The sequence below is a fragment of the Acinetobacter seohaensis genome, assembly GCF_056431365.1.
Map to the genome: position 1 here is coordinate 1 of NZ_JBWKMK010000108.1, position 5,494 is coordinate 5,494.

The window sequence follows — 5,494 nt, forward strand, 5'->3', positions numbered from 1 at the left end:
TGGTATGGAAGCAGATGAAATATTATTGGCGAGATTTTCAAGTCATGACAGCTGATAAAATAGAGCAATGGGTGGAGAGAGTATCAAACCAATTCGGAAAAGAATACATGTTTACTTTTTAATGACAACTTATTACATTTTACTGAGTTTGCTGAATAGCTTAAGTGCAGATTATGACAACTTGATGCATTTTATTTAAAAAGATTCTTTCTTAAATCATTTTTGAATCACTGCAAAGGAAATTCCCTTTCCTTTTATGAGACTTGCGGAGCATGCTCCTCAGGGAGAGGTTTTTTATAAGAACCCCCTCATCCACTTGCGGAATATACTCCTCATCCTGAGCAATACATGGCGTAAAAGAAGGGACTTTCAATACTAATTTTACTGATCATTTATGATCAAATTTCGACTTATAAAAGGATTCTAATTCAGGTTGAACCATTCATAGAATTAAGGTATAAAAAAGCCCGATCTGCATCAATCGGGCCAGATTTAAAGGTACACAAATTTGTATACATAATCAAAATCACTAGAATTTTAAATCAAAAAATTAATCAATCCTTTTCTAGAAAAGTTAACTCTCCCTCATCTGAGGTGATTTTAATTTTCACTTTACGATAACTACGTTTATCTGGGTTTAATGCCGACTCTGAAACATGATGGGCGAATTTTTCATCGCCCATTAAATGCGCAAATAATTTATAGCCGATACGCATTTTCTTAATTTTTTTCTTCTTTTTCTCAAACTCATCGAGTTGTTTATCTAAGTGTTTTAAATCTAAATACTGTTGTTCAGCCATTACTAGCTCCCTAATTTAAAAAATTTACCATTCAATTTCTATGCTTGTACAGACAAACAAATACAGAAATATGTCAAAAAAATTGTTTTTGTGAACGCTACAGTTACTTTTTACAACTGCCCCATCTCACCTAATTTATATGCAACGCATGTACAGTGCTTATTTATTTAGCCTAGCACAATTTGGCGAATAATCAGACAGTATTTTGAGTTATGCCTCAAGCATGTTTAAATGAGCCAGTTTTATTTGCCTTTTGGCAATTGCTTAATGGTTTAGGATGTCTAAATGCACAAAAATATCATCATGTTTGACATGGACGGAACGCTGTTAGATCTCGCTTATGATGATTTTATTTGGAATGAACAACTGCCTATTCGCTATGCAGAATTACACGCCTGTTCTTTAGAGCGCAGCAAAGAAATTTTATACGATTTTTATCAAGCGCATAGCCACACCTTAGAGTGGTATTCCTCACGTTTTTGGACGGCTAAAGTGGGTGTAGATATGCTTGCGATGCAACTTGAATATAAAGATCAAGTCACGTTGCGTCCACAAGCTATCGAGTTACTGGAATATTTAAAAAATAATGGCTATCACATTTGGCTCACCACCAATGCCGATTGTGCAGGTTTAGACTTTAAATTAGCACATACAGGTTTAGCAAAGTATTTTGAAGTGATTGTTAGTTCTGAAAGTATTGGTTATGCCAAAGAGCGCGTTGAATTTTGGCAAACATTGCAACAACAACATGCATTTAATCCTGAAGATTGCTATTTTATAGATGACACCGAAAAGGTGCTTAATGGTGCTAAAGCCTTTGGGATTGGACACTTATATAGTATTGCCCAGCCATCCTCAGCAAAACCTACGCGTCAGACTTGTAATTACCCTATGTTGCACCAATTAACAGATTTAATTCCTGTCTTAGAACAATTTGAGGACACTCAAAAATATGCCTAAAACTTCGTCCCACGAAGCCATTGAAACGATCCGAATTGATAAATGGCTATGGGCTGCACGTTTTTTCAAGACCCGCTCTATTGCAAAAGCTGCCATTGAAGGCGGCAAAGTACATCACAATGGCGAGCGCGTTAAAGTTTCCAAAGAAATTCGTGTGGGAACTGAGCTGACCATTCAACAAGGTTTTGATAAGAAAACCGTATTGGTCAAGGCATTATCCGGCGTACGCGGCCCTGCCCCTGTCGCTCAGCAACTTTATGAAGAAACTGAAGTGAGTATTGCACGCAGGGAATTGATTGCGACCCAAAGAAAGTTGCATAATCTAGCACGACCTGATCATCGACCAAGTAAAAAAGACCGTCGTGACATCAGCAAATTTAAACAAGAGAATGATCAGCAATTTGACCAATTTTGGTCATATAATGATGATTAAATAGAGCGTCACAGGCTGTCGTACAGCCCGTGATATAAATAGAACTACAGGACAAATTCTGTCACTATATTGCATGTGGAAAAGATTTAAGTAAATGCATCCACTTGAGTATATTGTTTCGTGACATCGTATTGAGGTTGTAAGATGGATGAGAATAAAAGCAAGGCGTTAAACGCTGCGTTAAGCCAGATTGAAAAACAATTTGGTAAGAACACAGTCATGCGTCTTGGTGACAACACTGTGCAAGCGGTAGAAGCCGTATCTACAGGCTCATTGACCCTAGATATTGCATTGGGTATTGGTGGCTTACCTAAAGGTCGTATCATTGAAATTTACGGCCCTGAATCATCAGGTAAAACGACTATGACCTTGCAAGCCATTGCAGAATGTCAAAAAGCTGGTGGAACTTGTGCCTTTATTGATGCCGAACACGCGCTTGATCCTCAATATGCACGTAAACTTGGTGTAGATATTGACAATCTTTTAGTATCGCAACCAGACAACGGTGAACAAGCTCTTGAAATTGCCGATATGTTGGTACGCTCTGGCGCAATCGACATGATTGTGGTCGACTCCGTAGCTGCCTTAACCCCTCGTGCCGAAATTGAAGGCGAAATGGGTGACTCACACATGGGCTTACAAGCACGCTTAATGAGCCAAGCCTTGCGTAAAATCACAGGTAATGCCAAACGCTCGAACTGTATGGTGATCTTCATTAACCAAATTCGTATGAAAATTGGTGTAATGTTTGGTAGCCCAGAAACCACAACTGGTGGTAACGCATTGAAGTTCTATGCTTCTGTTCGTTTAGATATTCGCCGTGTAGGTCAAGTGAAAGAAGGTGACGAGATTATTGGTTCTGAAACCAAAGTCAAAGTTGTGAAAAACAAAATGGCACCTCCATTTAAAGAAGCATTGTTCCAAATTCTTTACGGTAAAGGTGTTAACCATTTGGGCGAGCTGGTCGATTTAGCTGTTCAACAAAATATCGTGCAAAAAGCTGGTGCTTGGTATTCTTATCAAGGCGATAAAATTGGTCAAGGTAAAAACAACACCATTCGCCATCTTGAAGAACATCCAGAGCTTGCTAAAGGCATCGAAGCGATTATTCGTGAACAACTACTCACGACAGGTCAAGCTGCACCTGTAGAAGATAAAGACGAAGAAGAATTCGACTTACTTGATGTTTAAAGCATGCGCTAAGATGAACACAACAAACTGAATTAAATAGAACGCTCTACGGAGCGTTTTATTGTATATGGAAGCATTACCATGTCTGAAAATAAATTCCCCAAACTGATTGATTACGCTGCGCTAAAACAACAATTTGGCGAAGATGAGCAATCATGTAGCCGAACTGAGCAGATATATTCCGAAACAACGTCTGCCCTGCATTTTGCCTCAAATTCTGCGCCTAACATTAATAAACAATACCCTGCTCATACGGAAGCCATTGATGATCAAGAACACAATCACAATGAAGACCAAGACGAACAGCAAAACAAACGCCCAGGACTAACAGGTTCTCGTCTACGCAGCTACGCCTTTGCTGTCTTAACGCGTAAAGAATATTCTAAAAATGACTTAATTGAAAAACTGGCTTTATATGCAGAAAACCGTGATGAAGTGATTGAGTTAGTCAATGAATTGGCACGTGAAAATTATCAGAGTGATCAACGCCTAGCAGAAATGTTACTGGCTAGCCAAAAGCGGCAAGGTAAAGGGCCAAATCGTATTAAAATGGCTCTTAAAAACAAAAAAGTGGATAGCAGTTTAATTTCAGAAGAACTTAAAGAAACTGATTGGGCAGAACAAGCCTATCAACTGAAAGTGAAAAAATTCGGCACAGAAGTCGCAAACGAGCCAAAACTTAAAGCCAAACAAATTCGTTTTTTACAGTATCGGGGCTTTGATATGGATGCGATTATGAAAGCAATTCGTAGGAAAGAGCAGGATTTTTAAAATAGTGGATATAAGATCAAAATAAGTAGAAGATAAATAGAATTATTATTTCAAAACTGGTGGCAACCCTACCAGCAAGCCTTCGGCACATCATAGTTCCACTACCGCTGCTACCTTCCGGTCCTGACGGGGTTCGTAGAGTACAATTGCGAAGTAACCAGCAGGGCTACCATTGCAAAAACAGAGTATAGAGATTTTTAACAAACTTGCAAGCGTTGTTCTGTATTTCCTTTTATAATGCTATCCAATTGATTATTTTAAAAACAATTGAAGACATTTATAGAATAACGTCATTTAAAATTTAGTCTAACTAACCCATCATAAAATTATTTCGAGATTTAAATCCTAGATTTACCCATATTGCGCTGAGATTGATGATAAGTTTGTAAAAGCTTATTGCAATTCCACGCGTGGACGTTTTAAATGTGGAAAATGACCAAATCAACAGGTTGAGTCCAATATGCTTACAAGGACTCACCTACACAAGATTAAGATGGATGTTCAATTATGCTAAAAAAGCATGCACTTTGTGCTCTTGCCCTACTGTGCTCAACGCCTATATTTGCCAATATTCCAATTGAAAGCCACAATCTCAGCCAAAGCAGTGCTAGGTATGCCAATAGCCCTGCGATTGCAACGAGTAATATGGCAACTGCCAATGTACCCACCAATATCAATTGGCAGTTGATGCAAAAAAACCAGCAACTTGAAAATGACATCCGCCAGTTACGCGGCAAAATTGAAGAACAAGACAATGAAATTGCGCAGCTCAAACATGAATTGCAAAATCGCTATACCGATTTAGATCAACGTCTAGAACTGCTCCAGCAAAAAATAGACCCTGAATCTACTCCTACCGCTGAGGAGGATAACCAAAAGGATACTGCACCCAGTCACCAGCAACAACCAGTTAAATAGCAATGCCCCGCAATCTGCGCAAAATACAACGCATGTTAGCCCAACAGCTCAAGGTTTAAATACCAATATTGAGCTAGAAAAAGCAGCCTATACTGTTGCATTGGATGCCTATAAACAAGGTGGTGCTAAAAAAGCCATTGCACCCATGCAAAACTTTATTAAAAACCACCCAAACAGTGTGTATATCAGCAATGCTTATTTTTGGTTAGCTGAGTTTAATTTAGCGATTGAACCGACCAATTACAGCGAAGCCAAAAAGAATTTTGAAATTGTGGCAACCAAGTACCCTCAATCGTAAGCGTCCGCTGAACCCCATGCCTATTTTTTAATTTGAGTTGGATTTCCAGCGATGTGGTAGTAATTCTTCTATTTGGGTCGCTTTGTGTGTCGGTAACCTTTTCAGCACATCACTTAAATAGGC

6 protein-coding genes, 1 other RNA gene and 2 pseudogenes are annotated in these 5,494 nt (G+C 38.8%); 6 read left to right on the top strand and 3 right to left on the bottom strand.

Annotated features, from left to right (window positions below):
• Positions 1-122, top strand: a pseudogene (locus AC07E5_RS10180) (transposase); the annotation flags it as partial.
• A gap of 432 nt (positions 123-554) precedes the next feature.
• On the opposite strand, the gene AC07E5_RS10185 reads toward AC07E5_RS10180, so the two are convergent.
• A complete protein-coding gene (locus tag AC07E5_RS10185) occupies positions 555-800 on the bottom strand; it encodes a hypothetical protein (protein WP_004976684.1) in 246 nt (81 codons plus the stop codon).
• Between the two features lie 285 nt (positions 801-1,085).
• Between AC07E5_RS10185 and AC07E5_RS10190 the strand changes: the two genes are divergently transcribed.
• From AC07E5_RS10190 to AC07E5_RS10205, 4 genes are all read left to right on the top strand, one after another.
• Positions 1,086-1,760 carry an HAD-IA family hydrolase gene (locus tag AC07E5_RS10190; RefSeq protein ID WP_096901429.1) on the top strand — a complete coding sequence of 225 codons (675 nt, stop codon included), beginning with the start codon at positions 1,086-1,088 and terminating at the stop codon, positions 1,758-1,760.
• Positions 1,753-2,193 carry an RNA-binding S4 domain-containing protein gene (locus tag AC07E5_RS10195; protein ID WP_004976690.1) on the top strand — a complete coding sequence of 147 codons (441 nt, stop codon included), beginning with the start codon at positions 1,753-1,755 and terminating at the stop codon, positions 2,191-2,193. Before AC07E5_RS10190 ends, AC07E5_RS10195 begins: the two co-directional genes overlap by 8 nt.
• A 144-nt stretch (positions 2,194-2,337) precedes the next feature.
• Positions 2,338-3,384, top strand: coding sequence for a recombinase RecA (gene recA / locus AC07E5_RS10200; RefSeq protein WP_004976691.1), 1,047 nt, complete (start codon positions 2,338-2,340; stop codon positions 3,382-3,384).
• A gap of 81 nt (positions 3,385-3,465) precedes the next feature.
• Positions 3,466-4,155: a regulatory protein RecX gene (locus AC07E5_RS10205; protein WP_180044307.1), complete on the top strand. Its 690-nt coding sequence runs from the start codon at positions 3,466-3,468 to the stop codon at positions 4,153-4,155.
• 66 nt (positions 4,156-4,221) lie between these two features.
• Here AC07E5_RS10205 and ffs read toward each other — a convergent pair.
• Positions 4,222-4,318, bottom strand: an RNA gene (ffs, locus tag AC07E5_RS10210) — signal recognition particle sRNA small type.
• 341 nt (positions 4,319-4,659) lie between these two features.
• Between ffs and AC07E5_RS10215 the strand changes: the two are divergent.
• A pseudogene (locus tag AC07E5_RS10215) lies at positions 4,660-5,368 on the top strand (YbgF trimerization domain-containing protein); the annotation flags it as partial.
• A gap of 30 nt (positions 5,369-5,398) precedes the next feature.
• On the opposite strand, the gene AC07E5_RS10220 reads toward AC07E5_RS10215, so the two are convergent.
• The coding region (locus AC07E5_RS10220; protein ID WP_143242124.1) for a transposase domain-containing protein at positions 5,399-5,494 on the bottom strand (96 nt) is incomplete at its 5' end.